Here is a 15,820-nt window from a genome sequence, read left to right as displayed (position 1 = left end):
CCGCGGCCCGCCCCCGGAGCTGACATGCAAGAGAACCGCCCCTTCGACCTGGTCGTCTACGGCGCCAGCGGCTTCACCGGACAGCTGGTGGCCGAATACCTCGCGGCGCGCAGCGCCGCCGAGCCCGGCCTGCGCTGGGCCCTGGCCGGGCGTCAGACCGCGCGTCTGGCCGCGGTGCGCGACGCGATCGGCGCCAGCCCGCAGCTGCCCCTGCTGCAGGCCGATGCCGCCGACCCGGCCTCGCTTCAGGCGCTCGCCGCGCAGACGAAGCTGGTGCTCACCACCGTGGGGCCGTATCAGCTCTACGGGTCAGACCTCGTGGCGGCCTGCGCCGCCGCCGGCACCGACTATGTCGACCTCTGCGGCGAGCCGGCCTGGATGCGCGAGATGATCGACGCCCACCACGAGACCGCGCGGGCGAGCGGCGCGCGCATCGTGTTCTCGTGCGGTTTCGACTCCATCCCCTTCGATCTCGGGGTGTGGTTCGTGCAGCAGGAAGCCATGCGTCGCTTCGGCGCCTGCGCGCCGCGGGTCAAGGGCCGGGTGCGGCGCAGCAAGGGCGGCTTCTCGGGCGGCACCGCGGCCAGCCTGCGGGCAACCCTGGCCGCGGCCGCGCGCGACCCGCAGGTGCTGGGCCGGCTGCGCGACCCCTTCGCGCTCACGCCCGGCTTCAGCGGCCCGCCGCAGCCCCGGGGCGACAAGCCGATGATCGACCCCGCCCTCGACGCCTGGGTGGCGCCCTTCGTGATGGCCCCGATCAACACCCGCAATGTGCACCGCTCCAACTTCCTGCTCGGCCATCCCTGGGGACGCGACTTCGTCTACGACGAGATGATCGTGACCGGGCCCGGCGAGAAGGGGCAGGCGCGGGCCGAGGCAGTGGCCGCCGACCGCTCCATGACGCAGGGCGGCGGCCCGCAGCCCGGCGAAGGCCCGAGTCGCGAGGAGCGCGAGGCCGGCTTCTTCGACCTGCTGTTCGTGGCCGAGATGCCCGACGGCCGCAGCGTGCGCGCTGCGGTGGGCGGCAACCGCGACCCGGGCTACGGCTGTACCTCGCGGATGATCGCCGAGAGCGCGCTTTGTCTGCTGCGCGATCCGGTGCCGCGCGGCGGCGGGGTGCTCACGGCCGCGCCGGCGATGGGCGGCGCACTCGCGGCGCGGCTGCAGGCGCACGCCGGCATGCGCTTCGCGATCGAAGACTGAGCGTTCGCGGCAGGCCGCCGCTCAGGGCGGCCCGGCGCACAGCGGCAAGCCGCGCCGCGCGGCGCGGCCCAGCCCGCGGCGCCCCGCTCAGGCGCTGAACGCGCGCAGCAGTTGCCCTGCCCGCGGCGCCTCGGGCAGCAGGCCGTTGCCGTCGGCCACCTGCCGGCCGTTCACCCACACCCCTCGCCCGCCCTGGCCCTCGCCGCGCAGGCGGCTCGCGCCCGCGGGCAGATCATGCAGACGCTGGTTGCGGCCGCGCCCCACGGTGGCCGGATCGAAGAGCAGCAGGTCGGCCGCCAGCCCGGCGCGCAGCAGGCCGCGGTCGGCAATGCCGAAGAGCGCGGCCGGGTGACCGGTGAGCTTGTGCACCGCGGCCGGCAGGCTCAGGGCGCGCTGGTCGCGGGCCCAGTAGCCCAGGGTGTGCAGGCCGAAGGCCGCATCGCACAGGAAGGTGAGGTGGGCGCCGGCATCGGACAGCGCCACATGGGTGGCGGGATCGGCCACCAGCCGGCCGACCGCACCCGGATCGGTGTTGCGCAGCTGGCCGATGAACTCGGTGGCGAGGTTCTCGCCGAGCGCGAAGTCGAGCATCCAGTCGAGCGGATGCTGGCCGGCGGCCTCGGCCAGGGCCTGCACCGAGCGGCCCTCGAGCGCGGCGTTTGCCGGATCGGCCACCGCCGAGACCTGCATCAGCGACCAGTCGCCGTTGAACAGGCCGCGACCCTGCTGATTGGCCAGGTCGCGCTTGACCGCCTCGCGGAAGGCCGCGCTGGCGTAGAGCGGCTTGAGCACCTCGAGGGACGCGCCGATGGCGGCCTTCCAGGCCGGGATGCTCTCGAACACATAGGCCGAGCGCAGGGTGAAGTCCATGGTGAGCGGGCAGGCCGACACCTGCGGCACCAGCTGGTGGCCGCGTCCGCGGGCCGCCGCCATGGCATCGAGCTCGCCGAACACCCGCTGCGGATCGGCGTCGTTGTGGAAGAGCGCGGCGATCAGCACCGGCCGGCCGCTCTCGGCAGCGATCTCCTCGAGCTGCTCGATCGAGGTGGTGCTGCCCTTGGTGAGCATGAACAGCCCGCGGCCCGACTCGCCCATGGCGCGGGTGAGCGCGAGCATCTCGCGCTGGTCGGCCAGGCGCGAGGGCATGGGGATGCCGCCCCAGCCGTTGTGCGGCTCGTTGGTGGACGAGGCGAAACCCACCGCGCCATGGGTCATGGCCTCGCGCACCAGCGCGGCCATGCGCGCGATCTCGTCGTCGGTGGCCGCGCGGCGGTGCGAATCCTCGCCCATGACATAGGTGCGGATCGCCGAGTGGCCGGCGAAGGCGGCGATGTTCAGCCCGGGGCGGGCGGCCTGCAGCATGTCCATGTACTGCGGGATGGATTCGAAGTCCCAGCGGATGCCGGCCTGCAGCGCCTCGAGCGACATGCCCTCCACCTGGGTGAGGTTGCGCATGGTGAGCTCGCGGTCGGCCGGACGGCAGGGCGCGATGGTGAAGCCGCAGTTGCCGATGACCGCGGTGGTCACGCCAAGCTGCGGCGAAGGATCGGCGAAGGGATCCCAGGTGAGCTGCGCGTCGTAGTGGGTATGGCCGTCGATGATGCCGGGCATCAGCGCGAGCCCGCTGGCATCGACCTCCTGGCGGCCCGCGGTCTCGACCCGGCCGAGCTCGGCGATGCGGCCGTCGCGGACCGCGAGATCGCCCAGCGTACCGGGCGCGCCGGTGCCGTCGAGCAGCAGGGCATTGCGAAAGACCAGATCGTGCATGGCGGCTCCTTGATGTTGACCGGGACGACGGGGCCGACAGCGGCTTTGTCAGCGATCCGACCGGAAGTGTAAACGCCACGCCGGCAGGCACCGGCAGGCCTGTTCCGCTCGCCGGCGCCGGCTCAGGGCAGCCCTGCACGCCGGCGCTACACTGGCCCGACCGACCGCTCCGGCCCACCAAGGGCCCGCGCAGGCCCACCGAGGAGACCGCGATGCGATTCACCTGGTTCAACCTGATGCCCTGGCCCGACCTGCCCGACGACTTCCGCGAGAAGAACCGCTCGGTGTGGGTGGACATCGATTCGCGGCTGTTCGAGCCGGTGCGCGCGCACGGCGTCTACAACACCTACATGGACATGCTCGAGTACGCCGGGCGCCTGGGCTTCGACGGCATCGGCATCAACGAGCATCATCAGAACGCCTACGGGATCATGCCGTCGCCGAACCTCATCGCGGCGGGCCTGGCGCGGCGCACCAGCGATGTCGCCATCGTGGTGCTGGGCAACTCCATCGCGCTCTACAACCCGCCGGTGCGGGTGGCCGAGGAGTTCGCCATGCTCGACTGCATCTCGGGCGGGCGGCTGGTGGCCGGCTTCCCGGTAGGCACCAGCATGGACACCAACTACAGCTACGGCCAGATCCCGGCGCTCACCCGCGAGAAATACGCCGAGGCGCACGACCTGATCATGCGCGCCTGGCGCGAGCCCGAGCCCTTCGCGTTCAACGGCCGCTACACCCAGCTGCGCTACGTGAACATCTGGCCGCGGCCGCTGCAGCAGCCGCACCCGCCCATCCACATCCCCGGCGGCGGCTCGGTCGAGACCTATGACTTCTGCATCGACAACACCTACTCGTACTCGTACCTGTCGTTCTCGGGCTACATCCGCGCCAAGGCGCTGATGCAGGGCTACTGGGACCGGGTCGCGCAGCGCAATGCGCCCGATGCCTCCCCCTACCGCGCTGGCTTCGCCCAGACCATCTGCGTGGCCGAGACCGACGAGGAGGCCGAGCGCCTGTATGCCGAGCATGTGCTGTACTTCTACAACCGCTGCCTGCATGTGTTTCCGGGCTTTGCCGACGCGCCGGGCTACCGCACCATCAAGACCATCCAGACCGGCGCGCTCTCGCAGTACGCGCCGGTGCGCGGCGGCTATGCCTCGCTCACCTGGAAAGACCTCATCGAGGGCGGCCATGTGATCGCCGGCAGCCCCGAGACCGTGCGCCAGCGCATGGAAGACCTGATCCGCAGCCTGAACGTGGGCAACATCTTCTGCCTGATGCATGTGGGCAACATGCCGGTCGAGAAGTGCATGCACTCCACGCGTCTGTTCGCCGAGAAGGTCATGCCGGCGCTGCGCGGCATGTTCCCCGAGCACGCCGACGACCAGCGCTTCTGGTGCAAGCCGGTGGCCAGCGCAGCCGTGCCCGGCACGCTGCCCGACGAGACGCAGGTGCGCGCCCGCGTGGCCGCGGCGCTGGCCGACTCGCGGGCCGCGCAGGCCGCAAGCGAGGCGGCGGCTGCCAGCGGCGCATCGGGTCAGGGCGCCGGCGCGGTGGCCGATGCCGCGCGCAATCGCGCCGTGCCCGCGCGCGCCGAGCGCTGATGCGCCCGGGAGCCGGCATGGAACTGCGCACCGTCAACACCCACCACGTCGCGGTCAGCGTCTACGAGGCCGGCCAGGGCGATCCGCTGGTCTACCTGCACGGCGCGGGCGGCCTCGCCCCCGGCGATCCGTTCATCGCGCGGCTGGCGCAGCGCTGGCGCGTGATCGCGCCGCTGCTGCCCGGCTACGGGCCGAGCGCCGAGTGCGAGAGCCTGCGCACCATGCTCGATGTCACCCTGCACACCTGGGATGTCATCGATGCGCTCGGCCTGACCAACCCCTTGCTGGTGGGCCACTCGATGGGCGGCATGATCGCGGCCGAGATGGCCGCGGTGGCGCCGCACCAGGTCTCGCGGCTGGCGCTGATCGCCCCGGCGGGGCTGTGGCTGCCCGAGCATCCCATCCCGGACATCTTCGCGATGCTGCCCTACCAGATGCCGGCCGTGCTCTTCCATGATGTCGAGGCAGGCCGCAAGGCCATGACCGCCGGCGCGCGCATGGACGACCCGGAGTGGCTCAAGGGCTTCCTGGTGACCAACGCGCGCCAGCTCGGCATGGCCGGCAAGCTGCTCTTCCCGATCCCCGACCGCGGCCTGTCGGAGCGGCTGTACCGCATCCGCGCGCGCACGGCGCTGATCTGGGGCGAGAGCGACCGGCTGATCGTGCCGGCCTACGCGCAGGCCTGGCAGGCCGGCATCGCCGGGGCCACCCTGATCTCCGTGCCGCGTGCCGGCCATCTGGCGCCGCAGGAACAGCCCGAGGCGGTGGCCCAGGCCATCGCCGCCCTGGCCTGAGCCGGCATGAACAGCGCAGGCGCAGGCATCGACGCAGCACCGCGGGTGCTGGTCACCGGCTTCGAGCCCTTCGGGGGCGAGTCGGTCAATCCGTCGTGGGAGGTGGCCCGCGCGCTGCACGGCGCGCAGATCGCCGGGGCGCAGGTCAGCGCGCTGCAGCTGCCCTGCCGCTTCGGCGAGAGCGGCGAGGTGCTGGCGCGCGCGCTCGCGCGATCGCCGGTCGCGGTGGTGGTGGCCCTGGGCCAGGCCGCCAGCCGCACCGACCTGAGCGTGGAGCGGGTGGCCATCAATGTCGATGACGCCCCCATGCCCGACAACGGCGGCGGCCAGCCGATCGACCAGCCGGTGATCGCCGGCGCACCGGCGGGCTACTTCAGCAGCCTGCCGATCAAGCGCATCGTGGCCGCGATGCGCGCCGCGGGCGTGCCAGCCTCGGTCTCGCAGACCGCCGGCACCTTCGTGTGCAACCACCTCTTCTTCACGCTCGCCCACCTGATCGCCACCCGCCATCCGCAGCTGCGTGGCGGCTTCATCCACCTGCCGATGCTGCCCGAGCAGGCCGCCGCCTGGGTGGGCACGCCCAGCCTGTCGCTCGACACCATGGTGCGCGGCGTTCGCGCGGCCATCACCGCCACGCTGAGCGGCGAGGGCGATGCGGCGCGCGACGGCGGGACGGTGGCCTGAGGCGCGGCACCAGGCCGATCACCCGACCCGCGTGCCCATGCCCCCGTCCACCGGCAGCAGCGCGCCGGTGATGAAGCCGGCCTCGTCGCTGCACAGGAACAGCGCGGCATTGGCGGTGTCCCAGCCGCTGCCCATGCGGGCGCGCAGCGGCACGCGGGCATCGCGCTCGGCGCGCACCTGAGCCACCGGCCGACCGGTGGCGCGGGCGCCGCCCTCGACGGCCATGGGCGTGTCCATGAAGCCCGGCAGGATCGCGTTGCAGCGGATGCCGTGCCGCGCGTTGGCCGAGGCCACGCTGGTGGTCAGCCGGTTGACGCCCGCCTTGGAGACCTCGTAGGCGATCATGGTGGCGCCGGCCACCGAGGCGAGCGAGGAGATGTTGACGATCGCACCGCCGCCGCCCTGTTCGCGCATCAGCGGCAGGGCATGGCGCAGCGTGAGCCACATGCCCTTGAGGTTGACCGCCATCAGGCGATCCCAGGCGGCCTCCTCGGCCTTGTGCGCCGGGCCGTCACCGCCGCCGCCGATACCCACATTGTTCACCAGCGCATCGATGCGGCCGAAGCGCTCACGGGCTGCGGCCACCAGCGCGGCGCAGTCGTCACGGCTGGCGACATCGGCCCGGAAGGCCCAGGCCTGCCCGCCCTCGGCGTTGATCAGGGCCGCGGTCTCGGCCGCGCTGGCCTCGTCGCGATCCACGCACAGCACGCGCGCGCCCTCCTGCGCCAGCCGCAGGGCCGTGGCCCGCCCGTTGCCGACATTCGGGCCGGGGCTCTGGCCCGCCCCCACCACCACCGCGCACTTGCCCGCCATCCGTCCGCTCATCGTCGTCTCCTCGTGGCTCCATCGGAGGGAGCCTGAAACGATTGTGCCTCGGCGGCGCGAACGGGCGTTTCAGCACCGCGCCTGCTCAGGGTGTTGCGTCCGCGCGCCCGCCCTCGCGCCGGGCCGCCTCCCAGACCAGGGCCGCCTGCTTGCGGGTCTCGCCCCAGCGGTAGCGGCCGGGCTCGCCGGTCTCGCGGATGACCCGATGGCAGGGAATCAGCCAGGCAAGCCGGTTGGCCGCAAGCGCGCTGCCCACGGCGCGAGCGGCCTGCGGGCTGCCGGCCCGCCGCGCCAGCGCGCCATAGCCGATGAGCTCACCGGGCGCGCTGGCCATCAGCGCCTGCCAGACCCGGATCTGGAAGTTCGTGCCGCGCAGCACCAGGTGGAGTCGCCCGCGCTCGGGCGGGTCTGCGAACACCCGGGCGAGCAGGCGGTCGGCCTGGGTGTGGTCCCGCGCAAGGCGGGCCATCGGCCAGCGCCGCGCGAGCTCGGCCAGCGCCGGCGCCTCGTCGCCGTCGAGGAAGGCCAGCTCGCACAGGCCGCGATCGGTCCAGCCGACCAGCGCCCGTCCGAGCGGGGAGTAGCCCACGCCCCAGCCGATGCAAACCCCGGCCCCGGCGCGCTGGATCTCGCCCGGGGTCATCGCCTCGCAGCTCACCATCAGCTCGTGCAGGCGGCTGCCGCTGCCCAGACCGGCACCGTGGGCGGTGGCCAGCACATCCTGCGAGCGGCGCAGCTGCGCAAGGGCGTACTCCTTGGTGAGGTACTGCAGGAAGCGCTTGGGCGAGATGCCCACCCACTGCGCGAACACCCGCTGCAGGTGATGGGGGCTCAGGTGGACCGCGTCGGCCAGCGCGGCCAGGTCGGGCTGCTCGGCGGCATGGCCGCGCAGGTGCTCGATGGCACGGGCCACCAGCGCGTAGTGCCGGGCGGCGGTGCCGGCCTCAACGGGGGCGACGGTCGCAGGGTCGAGCAGGGCGGTCATGGGCATGCAGGCAGTCTGCGCCCGCCCGCGCCGCCGCGGCAAACCGGTTCTTGCGAAGCGACGGCCCCATGGCCCCGAGCGGACCGCGGGCGCTTTCATCGGTCGGGGCCCGGCCCCTAGAATGCGCCATGTCGTTCGCGTCACCCGGGTCAGCGCCGGCTCAGCCCCCCATCGATGTGGTGCTGATCGCCACCCTGCGCCCCGACATCCTGCGCCTCACGCTCGAATCCTTCAGCCGCGGCCTGCTCGCCGGCACGCCGGTGCGGCTGATCGTGAACATCGACCCGATCGGCGAGCCTGGCGTCACCGCGCAGGACATCCTCGCCCTGTGCCGTGCCTACTTCGCGCAGGTGGTGGCGCGCACCCCCGAGAGCCCGTCGTTCCCGAGCGCGGTGCAATGGTGCTGGTCGCAGGTGCAGACCGACGAGTTCTTCCACCTCGAAGATGACTGGTGCCTGCGGCGATCCGTGCCGCTCGGCGAGCTGCGCGCGCTGTTCGCGGCTGATCCCTCCCTGGTAAGCGTGCGCCTGAACCTGCTCGGCAATCGGCGGGTACGGCACGACGGCCGCTACCTGGTGAGCGGCCGCCTCAGCCTGAACCCTTCGGTCTTTCGCACGGCCTACATCCGCGAACAGCTCGCGTGCTTCGATCTCGGCGCCGACCCCGAGAAACAGTTCAAGGGGCGCGAGGCCACCCCGGGCTGGCCGAACCCGGTGTTTGCCTACTGGGGCAAGGCCACCGATCCGGCCTGGGTGATCGACACCGGCCGCTGCTGGCGCCGCACGCTGGGCCTGATCAAGCAGACCGACGGCGGCGGCATGGCCTGGCACTGCCGGGCCCGCTCGCGCCTGTACCACGCCTGGGCGCGGCTGAACTACCGCGCGTTCATGGGCTGGTGGTGGCGGCGTTATGCCCCGTCGCGCCAGGGAACGGCCAGGGTGCTCAACGGGCCGCGCCCGGCGCACCGCCCGCCGCCTGGAAGTTGGCAGCCACCCGCTGGCGAAGGTAATCCCCGGCACTGATCGGGGCGTGCTTGCCGGAGGGGCCGGCAATGACCGATTCGCGGTTGGCCTGGGCGAAGAACGCGATGCTGTAGCGCGAGCCGAGGTACTCGCCCGGCTCGGGCGTGCGCACCCGGTGAAAGTTCGAGGGCAGCCGGTCGTCGCTCCAGCGCATGAGCATGTCGCCGATGTTGCAGGTGATGGCGTCTTCCTCGGGGGGCACCGGCGTCCAGACCGGGTTGTCGAGGTCCTTGCCGGCGCAGACCTCCAGCCCGCCCTGCCCGGCCCGCTGAAAGAGCAGGGTCAGGCAATCGAAGTCGGTGTGCGCCCCGGCGCGCCACAGCCCGGCCGCGCCGAGCGAGGCCGGATCCACCGGGTAGTAGTGCAACAGTCGCAGGGTGCTCTGGTAGTCGGGTTGGGCGGGGTCGTGCGCGGCAGCGAAGAAATCGGTGGTGAAGCCGAGCTTGTGCGCGAAGCAGGAAAGCACCCGCATGGCCACCGACCAGCATCGCGACTCGAAGTCGAGCATGGCCGCCTGGAAGCCGGGCAGTTCCGACTCGGCCGGCCACAGCCCGGCCATGCGCGGGCGGGTGATCTGGTAGCTCTCCTTCTGGTCGGGCGTGCCCGTGGACGGCCGCACCTGGGCGCGGCTCTCCCAGCCGACATTGTCGGCCTTGCGGTGCGGGTACTGCGCCTTCACCGGGTCGGGCAGACCGAAGAAGCGCTCGGTCATCGCGAAGGCCTCGCGCACCCGCGCCGGCTCGATGCCGTGGTTGACCACCTGGAAAAAGCCCACCGCCACGGCCGCGTCCCAGAGCGCATCGGCGATCTCTTCGCGCCGCGCCGCGAAGTCGGCGAGGTCGATGCGCGGCACCTCGCCCGCCACGGCGGTCGAGCGGACCGCGCCGATCCGCGACTCGCGGGTGAGTTCGACCATCGGCCGGGCAGATGTCATGCGGTGATTCCTGCGGTGGAGGGGATTCGGGCGCCTGGCCGGGGTCGGTCGTCAGCGGGGCCTGGCAGGTGTTCAGCAGAAAGCATGCCCGATGCGGGGCGGGGCCGGTGGACGACTGGTCTGCGTCGGTCATGCATCCGGATCGTCCGTGGCATGGAAGCTGCGTGCCCGGCGACCTGAGCAACCCCGCGCGCCTCGCTGGTGCGCCGCTCACCGCCTCGGCGCGCCAGCGGCCTGCGCGCGCGCCCGCGCGGTGCGTTCCACCCTGTTCCGGAGAAGCGCCCGTGTTCCGATGCCATCCGCCCTTCCCTCCCCGCACGCGGGTCCGTGCAAGGCCTGCGGCATGATCCCGGTCCTCGACCTGGACGGCGCGCTCGCGCCGGGCGGCCCGCGCAGCGCCGAGCTGGCGCGGCAGTTGCGCGAGGCAGCCATGGACAGCGGCTTCTTCTATGTGCTTGGCCACGGCATCGCGGCCGAGCGGGTGGCGCAGCAGTTCGCGCTCGCGCGCCGGCTGCTGGAGCTGCCGGCCGAGCGCCGCGAGGCGCTGTCGATGCGCCGCTCGCCGATCCTGCGCGGCTTCGAGACCCTGGGCGAACAGACCCTCGACGCTGCAATGAAGCCCGACCTCAAGGAGAGCTTCTACTGCGGCATGGACTGGCCCGACGACCATCCCTATGTGCGCGCGGGCTATCAGACCTACGGCCCCAGCCAGTGGCCCGAGGAGGTGCCCGAGGCGCGCGCGCTGTGCCAGGACTGGATCGCGCGGATGAATGCGCTCTCGCTGCGGCTGATGCAGCTGATGGCGATCTCGCTGGACCTGCCCGAACACCGCTTCGACGAGGCCTGCCACGAGCCGATGGTGAGCCTGCGCATGGTGCGCTACCCGCCGCACCCGCCCGATGCCGACGAGCGCACCTTCGGCGCGGGGGCGCACACCGACTGGGGCGCGGTGACCGTGCTGGCGCAGGATGGCCATGGCGGCCTGGAGGTGCAGATGGGCGACGGGCGCTGGGTGGAAGCCCCGCCGCTGGCCGGCAGCTTCGTGGTCAACCTGGGCGACATGGTGCCGCGCTGGACCAACGGCCTGTACCGCTCCAACCTGCACCGGGTGCGCAACCGGCACTCCGGCGGCGCGCCGCGATTCTCGCTGCCCTTCTTCTTCGAGCCCAACTACCTGGCGCGCATCGAGGCCCTGCCCGGCACCGTGCCCGCGGGCAGCGTGCCGCGCTACCCGCCCTGCACGGCCGGCGAGCACCTGCGCGAGATGTACGAGCGCACCTACGGGCTGCGCCGCCAGACCGCCGAGCCCAGCGCCTGAGCGCCGCCGCCATGCAACTCTTCGTGAATCTGTTCTGCCGTGACATCGACCGGCAGATCGACTTCTACCGCAGCCTGCTCGGGATCAGCGAGCTCGAACACAGCCGCTCGCCGATCTACCGGGCCCTGGGCGATGCGCACTTTCAGTTCGGCTTCCACGCGGCACCGGCCTACGGCCTGCTCGGCCTTGGTGACCGGGTGGCGACAGGCAGCATCCTGCCTCCGGTGAGCACCTACCCCACCTTCATGCTGGCCGACCCCGCCGCGGTGGATGAGGCCACCCGACGCGTGCCCGCGCTGGGCGGGCGCATCCGGAAAGGCCCCTACCCCACCTACTACGGCCAGTGGCAGGCGGTGCTGGAAGATCCGGAAGGCCAGGTGTTCCGCTTGAGCACGGCAAGCCTGCCCGCGGGCGTGAGCCCGGCCACGCCGCCCTGGAAGAGCTGATTCGCGGAAGGGCGCGCCGGCCGCTTTCGGTACCATCGGACCATCCCGACACCCCCGAGGCAGGCTCCGATGACCGACACCGCCGACGCTCCCCAGGAAGTGCTCTACGAGGTGGCAGACCACATCGCCACCATCACCCTGAACGCGCCGCAGCGCATGAACACCATCTCGCGGCCGATGCTCGAGCAGCTCGGCCGCCGGCTGCTGCAGGCCGACGACGACCCCGGCGTGCGCTGCGTGATCCTCACCGGTGCGGGCCGCGCCTTCTGCGCCGGGCTCGATGTGATCGGCCAGGCGCAGGGCCGCGGCATGCTGCGCACCGACGAGCCGCCGCGCACCACGCTTGACCTCAAGACCACCCCGCCCACCGTGCTGCAGGCAATGGAAAAGCCGGTGGTCTGCGCCGTGAACGGCGGGGCGGCGGGCTACGGCATGGATCTGGCCATCGGCTGCGACATCCGCATCATGGCGCGTTCGGCCAAGATGGCCGCAGCCTTCTGCAAGCGCGGCGTGCTGCCGGAGTCGGGCAGCACCTGGTATCTGCCGCGCATGATCGGCTGGGCCAAGGCCGCGCAGCTGATCTTCACCGGCCGCACCCTCACCGCCGACGAGAGCCTGGCCTGGGGCCTGGCCAACGAGGTGGTCGAAGACGGCCAGTCGCTGGCCCGTGCCCGCGAGATCGCGCTCGAGATCGCCGGCAATGCGCCGCTCGCGGTGCAGGCGGCCAAGCGGCTGATGCGCATGGGCCTGAACGAGCCCTTCCCCGAGCACGTGCACCATGTGTACCTGCAGCTGCTGCCGCTGCTGCAGACGCAGGACGTCAAGGAAGGCATGCGCGCCTTCGCCGAGAAGCGCGCCCCCGACTTCCAGGGCCGCTGAGCGCCGCATCCGAGCCCGCACCGGGGCTCTCGTCCGGGCCCGCGCGCGGGCCCGCGGCCGCCACGCCCCTCCCATCCTTTCGCCCGCAGGAACCGCCATGAGCTATCAGTGCTTCGATGTCTCGATCGCCGACCACATCGCCCACATCCGCCTGAACCGACCCGAGAAGCGCAACAACATGATCCGCGCCTTCTGGGACGAGCTGCCGGCGATCGTCGAGGACATCGACCACAACGCCCGCGCGCGGGTGATCGTGATCTCCTCCACCGGTCCGCACTTCTCGTCGGGCCTGGACACCTCGATGTTTGCGGACGCAAGCATCGCCCCGGGCCCCGATGCCGAGCGCGCGGCGCAGCTGCAGCACGGCGCGCGCTTCTACGAGCATGTGCTGCACATGCAGCGCAGCTTCAATGTCCTTGAGCGCTGCCGGCTGCCGGTGCTGGCGGCCATCCAGGGCGGCTGCATCGGCGGCGGCGTGGATCTGGTGACGGCCTGCGACATGCGCTACGCCACCGAGGACGCCTTCATCACGGTGTTCGAGATCAACATCGGCATGACCGCCGACGTGGGCACCTTCCCGCGGCTGGTGAAGCTCATCCCGGAGGGCATCGTGCGCGAGATGGCCTACACCGGCCGCCGGATGCCGGCGCGCGAGGCCCAGGCCTGCGGCCTGGTGAACCGGGTGTTCCCCGATCAGCCCACCATGCTCGCCGAGGTGATGGGGATTGCCCGCGAGATCGCCTCGAAGGCGCCGCTGGCGGTCTATGGCACCAAGCGCATGATCAACTACGCCCGCGACCACAGCACCGCCGACGGTCTGGACTACATCGGCATCTGGAACGCCAGCATGCTGCAGAAGCAGGAGATCCAGGAGGCCATCAAGGCCAATGCCGAGAAGCGGCCGGGGGCCTTCGTGGAGCTGCCGGTGCTGAAGGGGCGGGGGTGAGGCCTGCGGTCGGAGGCTAGGCGAACGGATCCGTGATTCTCACGCCCGCAATCGATCGGCCCGCCTGCAGATCCTCGGTCAGCAGGACCTCGCAGCCCGCGCGACCTGCCGCCTGGATGATCAGGGCATCCCAGAAAGAAAGGCCGTGCAGGCGGTGAAGATCGGTCGCTCCAAGAATCATCTCGACATCGATCTGGACCACTTCAAGCGTCGCGAACAACTGCAACCTGCGGCGGGCGATGCCGGGATCGGTACCGAGCTTGCGTGTCGTGACGGAGAAGTACTCCTGCAACACCTGGGTGCTGATCACGCCCTCGCGCGAGGTGATCGCCGCCTCGACCTCGGCCATCGCGATCCGCGAGCGGCGGCGATCTGCGGCGTCGTCGGTGTAGACCAGAAGGTTGGTGTCGAGGAACCTACGCGCCACGGCGGCGCTCCAGGCGCTCGGTGTAGATCTCGTCGCGATCGAAGCGCCAGCCGGGCTCCGGGCTTCGGCCCTTGAGTGCGAGGCTGCGGAGTTCCTCGATCACGGCATCGCGTTGCGCCTGCCCGGCGAGTTGCTCCAGATAGTCGCGAACCGCCTGGTTGAGGCTCTTGCCCATCGCCTGGGCTGCCTTGCGCGCCTGCTCGAGAACGCGCTCATCGACAGAAAGCGTGATGTTCATGGTTGTCTCGGCTTCGACAGATATTCACACATAATACGTGCGCACGGATTACGCGGCAAGTAAGTCGCGGACCCCGGGCGGCGGCCGTGCCAGTCCTCGGATGAACCCCGTTTCGGCATTACGTTGACCATGCAAATTGAATATCGAATGTTCAATTTGCAAGGATGTACGAACGCCTCGCGCGGCACCCGGCGGCGGGCGCCGAACTCGATCTGGTGATCGAGACCGGAGGGCGGATCATCGGCATCGAGGCCAAGCTCTCATCGGCGCCAACCGTCAGCCGTGGCTTCTGGCAGGCCTGCGAAGACATCGGCGTCCACGAGGCCTGGGTGGTCGCCCCGGTGCGCGAAGGCTGGCCCATCGGCGACCGCGCGCGCGTGCTGTCACCGCTGGAGTTCCCGGGGGAAGTGTTCGGGGGGTGAGGCGTTCACGCCACCGGGGGCACGAGCGCCACGGCGTCATCTGCCAGCGTCAGCGGGCACCGGTCTCGCCAGAGCCGCCAGGCGGCTGCGAGGGGCCCTTCGGCATCGGACAGCGGAGCAGGCCGATAGCGTAACCGGCGTTCGAGATGCCTGCGGGCGACATGGCCGTCGAAACGCGGATCCTGCTCGCCCAGGCTGAAGTAGAGCGCGGCGTTCATCCCGCCGGGGGGCTCTCGCACCACCCGCGCCTGGCCGGCGGTGCGTTCGGGCATGCCCGCCGGCACGAAGGCGCAGAACTTCGAGGGCGCGAACAGGCCGCTGGCCGGGTCCCAGGCCAGGAAACGCACGCGTCGCCTTGCCCACAGGGCGGCAACCGAGGCGTCGGCCAACTCCGCATTCCAGGCCCGGACATTGGCGCCCACCGTGAACGCGTTGTCGGCGAGATGGATGCGATGCCATCCGTTGACGAGGCGGGCATCGGCCACCGCGATCACGCGATCGATCTCGGCGAAGGCGTCGATCGGCGCGGCGGCCAGTTCCTCGGGTGAGGCGGCGTTCAGGGCCATGATCCGGCGCCCGTCGAGGTCCGGTAGCAGATCCACCTGGAAGGCCGGGATGCCGACGGCGCGCATGAACATGGCGGTGCTTGCCAGGAGGGCCTTGCGCCCCGGCGCGATGTGCCGGCTGGCCATGGACACCAGCGCGTCGCCCGGCGGGCAGCCTTCGAAGAAGGCGACCGAGGCGAATTTCGCCTGGTTGGCCACCGGGTCTGCGCGGCTCACCTCGAACTCGACCCAGATGCGCCGTGCATCATCGTCGCGCGTGAGCAGCACATCAGCCCGTGGCTCGAACCCGAGCCGGGCGGCAGCGGGAGGCAGAACGAGCGGTGCCTCGATCCTGCACGCCCAGCCCGCCGGACAGGCTTTGAGGAACGCCCCTTGCAGATGTCGCGTGAGGCGTCCGCGGCCACCCCCCGCAACCGCTCCGCCGCCCTGACCTCGGATAGCCACGCTAGACCGCCAGCATCCGCCGGTAGCGACCCGACAGGCGCTCGGTCTGACGGCCCTGGAGCCAGACCGCGGCACCGTTGTCGTCGTTGCGCTGGTAGGCCCACCGGGCGATGCGAAGCGCCGCATCGCCGGCCGTCGACGCCAGTTCTGCAGCGCCGGGTGGCGGTTCGCGAAAGGCCGCCGCGTTGCGCTCCACCCAGCGCTCGAGATGCCTTTCCGCGGCGAGCATGTCCCTCTTGGCCAGGTTGCATTGGCCATGGGCCGCCACGAGGTTCGGCAGGGCATCGAACCGGTGCAGCGACCAGGGGATGAAGTG

Annotated in this window: 17 protein-coding genes and 1 pseudogene; 10 read left to right on the top strand and 8 right to left on the bottom strand. The window is 71.5% G+C overall.

Features of this window, described 5'->3' with window-relative positions; all coding sequences use genetic code 11:
• Positions 1-24 precede the first annotated feature (24 nt).
• A complete protein-coding gene (locus AC2H6A_RS11250; protein WP_484273543.1) occupies positions 25-1,203 on the top strand; it encodes a saccharopine dehydrogenase family protein in 1,179 nt (392 codons plus the stop codon).
• 87 nt (positions 1,204-1,290) lie between these two features.
• Here the strand turns inward: AC2H6A_RS11250 and AC2H6A_RS11245 are convergent, their stop codons facing one another.
• Positions 1,291-2,970 carry an N-acyl-D-amino-acid deacylase family protein gene (locus tag AC2H6A_RS11245; RefSeq protein ID WP_484273540.1) on the bottom strand — a complete coding sequence of 560 codons (1,680 nt, stop codon included), beginning with the start codon at positions 2,968-2,970 and terminating at the stop codon, positions 1,291-1,293.
• A 212-nt stretch (positions 2,971-3,182) separates the two neighbouring features.
• Between AC2H6A_RS11245 and AC2H6A_RS11240 the strand changes: the two genes are divergently transcribed.
• Genes AC2H6A_RS11240 through pcp form a run of 3 tightly spaced genes read left to right on the top strand, consistent with a single transcriptional unit; the run spans position 3,183 to position 6,052 of the window.
• Positions 3,183-4,574 (top strand): LLM class flavin-dependent oxidoreductase, encoded by a 1,392-nt coding sequence (locus AC2H6A_RS11240; RefSeq protein WP_484273538.1) that lies wholly within the window; start codon positions 3,183-3,185, stop codon positions 4,572-4,574.
• Positions 4,575-4,591: 17 nt separating this feature from the next.
• The gene (locus tag AC2H6A_RS11235; RefSeq protein ID WP_484273536.1) at positions 4,592-5,368 is read left to right on the top strand and encodes an alpha/beta fold hydrolase; all 777 of its coding nucleotides are present in this window, start codon (positions 4,592-4,594) and stop codon (positions 5,366-5,368) included.
• A 6-nt stretch (positions 5,369-5,374) separates the two neighbouring features.
• Positions 5,375-6,052, top strand: coding sequence for a pyroglutamyl-peptidase I (gene pcp / locus AC2H6A_RS11230; protein ID WP_484273534.1), 678 nt, complete (start codon positions 5,375-5,377; stop codon positions 6,050-6,052).
• An 18-nt stretch (positions 6,053-6,070) separates the two neighbouring features.
• Here pcp and AC2H6A_RS11225 read toward each other — a convergent pair whose 3' ends face one another.
• Positions 6,071-6,877, bottom strand: coding sequence for an SDR family NAD(P)-dependent oxidoreductase (locus AC2H6A_RS11225; RefSeq protein ID WP_484273532.1), 807 nt, complete (start codon positions 6,875-6,877; stop codon positions 6,071-6,073).
• A gap of 85 nt (positions 6,878-6,962) precedes the next feature.
• A complete protein-coding gene (locus AC2H6A_RS11220) occupies positions 6,963-7,868 on the bottom strand; it encodes a methylated-DNA--[protein]-cysteine S-methyltransferase (RefSeq protein ID WP_484273530.1) in 906 nt (301 codons plus the stop codon).
• 122 nt (positions 7,869-7,990) lie between these two features.
• Between AC2H6A_RS11220 and AC2H6A_RS11215 the strand changes: the two genes are divergently transcribed.
• Positions 7,991-8,884: a hypothetical protein gene (locus AC2H6A_RS11215; RefSeq protein ID WP_484273528.1), complete on the top strand. Its 894-nt coding sequence runs from the start codon at positions 7,991-7,993 to the stop codon at positions 8,882-8,884.
• Here the strand turns inward: AC2H6A_RS11215 and AC2H6A_RS11210 are convergent.
• On the bottom strand, positions 8,805-9,818 hold the full coding sequence (locus AC2H6A_RS11210) for an isopenicillin N synthase family dioxygenase (protein WP_484273526.1): 1,014 nt from the start codon (positions 9,816-9,818) through the stop codon (positions 8,805-8,807). The two genes, AC2H6A_RS11215 and AC2H6A_RS11210, sit on opposite strands and share 80 nt — an antisense overlap.
• Positions 9,819-10,161: 343 nt before the next feature.
• Here AC2H6A_RS11210 and AC2H6A_RS11205 point away from each other — a divergent pair, with 343 nt between their 5' ends.
• The 4 genes from AC2H6A_RS11205 (at position 10,162) to AC2H6A_RS11190 (ending at position 13,407) form a co-directional block, all read left to right on the top strand.
• The gene (locus tag AC2H6A_RS11205) at positions 10,162-11,136 is read left to right on the top strand and encodes an isopenicillin N synthase family dioxygenase (protein WP_484273524.1); all 975 of its coding nucleotides are present in this window, start codon (positions 10,162-10,164) and stop codon (positions 11,134-11,136) included.
• A gap of 11 nt (positions 11,137-11,147) precedes the next feature.
• Positions 11,148-11,582 carry a VOC family protein gene (locus AC2H6A_RS11200; RefSeq protein ID WP_484273522.1) on the top strand — a complete coding sequence of 145 codons (435 nt, stop codon included), beginning with the start codon at positions 11,148-11,150 and terminating at the stop codon, positions 11,580-11,582.
• A gap of 69 nt (positions 11,583-11,651) precedes the next feature.
• A complete protein-coding gene (locus tag AC2H6A_RS11195; RefSeq protein WP_484273520.1) occupies positions 11,652-12,461 on the top strand; it encodes an enoyl-CoA hydratase/isomerase family protein in 810 nt (269 codons plus the stop codon).
• Between the two features lie 97 nt (positions 12,462-12,558).
• The gene (locus tag AC2H6A_RS11190; protein ID WP_484273518.1) at positions 12,559-13,407 is read left to right on the top strand and encodes a crotonase/enoyl-CoA hydratase family protein; all 849 of its coding nucleotides are present in this window, start codon (positions 12,559-12,561) and stop codon (positions 13,405-13,407) included.
• A 16-nt stretch (positions 13,408-13,423) separates the two neighbouring features.
• On the opposite strand, the gene AC2H6A_RS11185 is transcribed toward AC2H6A_RS11190, so the two are convergent.
• Together AC2H6A_RS11185 and AC2H6A_RS11180 are read right to left on the bottom strand one after the other, a co-directional pair.
• Positions 13,424-13,834: a PIN domain-containing protein gene (locus AC2H6A_RS11185; protein ID WP_484273516.1), complete on the bottom strand. Its 411-nt coding sequence runs from the start codon at positions 13,832-13,834 to the stop codon at positions 13,424-13,426.
• Positions 13,824-14,072 carry a DUF6364 family protein gene (locus tag AC2H6A_RS11180; RefSeq protein WP_484273514.1) on the bottom strand — a complete coding sequence of 83 codons (249 nt, stop codon included), beginning with the start codon at positions 14,070-14,072 and terminating at the stop codon, positions 13,824-13,826. The genes AC2H6A_RS11185 and AC2H6A_RS11180 overlap by 11 nt, the downstream gene beginning before the upstream one ends.
• A gap of 164 nt (positions 14,073-14,236) precedes the next feature.
• On the opposite strand from AC2H6A_RS11180, the gene AC2H6A_RS11175 reads away from it, so the two are divergent.
• The gene (locus AC2H6A_RS11175; protein WP_484273512.1) at positions 14,237-14,494 is read left to right on the top strand and encodes a hypothetical protein; all 258 of its coding nucleotides are present in this window, start codon (positions 14,237-14,239) and stop codon (positions 14,492-14,494) included.
• 5 nt (positions 14,495-14,499) lie between these two features.
• Here AC2H6A_RS11175 and AC2H6A_RS11170 read toward each other — a convergent pair whose 3' ends face one another.
• Positions 14,500-15,327: a hypothetical protein gene (locus tag AC2H6A_RS11170; protein ID WP_484273510.1), complete on the bottom strand. Its 828-nt coding sequence runs from the start codon at positions 15,325-15,327 to the stop codon at positions 14,500-14,502.
• 178 nt (positions 15,328-15,505) lie between these two features.
• A pseudogene (locus AC2H6A_RS11165) lies at positions 15,506-15,820 on the bottom strand (hypothetical protein); the annotation flags it as partial.

This window comes from Quisquiliibacterium sp. (assembly GCF_982640115.1).
This window is presented reverse-complemented; position numbering and strand designations above follow the sequence as displayed.